The 649-nt window shown below is 67.3% G+C and carries 1 pseudogene; it reads left to right on the top strand.

What is annotated here, in order from left to right:
- Positions 1-649 (top strand): annotated as a pseudogene (locus tag ACP4IX_RS36395) (IS3 family transposase); the annotation flags it as partial.

Raw genomic sequence — 649 nt, 5'->3', positions numbered from 1 at the left:
AGGCCCGTCGTCTGAAGGCGCTGGAAGACGAGAACGCCAAGCTGAAACGGATGCTGGCGGACTCGATGCTGGACAACGTCGCGCTGAAGGATCTGCTGGGAAAAAAGTGGTGACGCCCGCTGCGCATCGAGAGGCGGCGGCGCACCTGCAGTCGGCCTACGAGATGAGCGAACGGCGGGCCTGCCGGGTGCTGGGCGTTGATCGGACGAGCGTGCGCTATCAGGCGACACGACCGGACGATGGCACCCTGCGCGATCGGCTGAAGGCCCTGGCCCAGGAGCGTCGGCGGTTCGGCTATCGTCGTCTGCACGTGATGCTCCGGCGCGAGGGCCATGCGGTCAACAAGAAGCGGGTCCAGCGGATCTACCGCGAGGAAAAGCTGACGGTGCGTCGGCGCGGCGGGCGCAAACGCGCGATGGGCACAAGGCGGCCGCTGGAGATTCCTCTGGTCGCGAACCAGCGCTGGTCGCTGGACTTCGTGTCCGATCAGATGACCGACGGGCGGCGCTTCCGCATCCTGACGGTGATCGACAACTGCACACGTGAGTGCCTCGGACTCGTCGCCGACACCTCGCTGTCGGGCCGGCGGGTGGCGCGCGAACTGGACGCCATCATCCTGCGACGCGGGCGCCCCGAGACGATCATCAGC

Source organism: Streptomyces sp. WG5, from assembly GCF_049974565.1.
In the GTDB taxonomy this organism is placed as follows: domain Bacteria; phylum Actinomycetota; class Actinomycetes; order Streptomycetales; family Streptomycetaceae; genus Streptomyces.
Note: the sequence above shows the minus strand (reverse complement) of the source record. Positions and strands in the feature narration are given on the sequence as shown.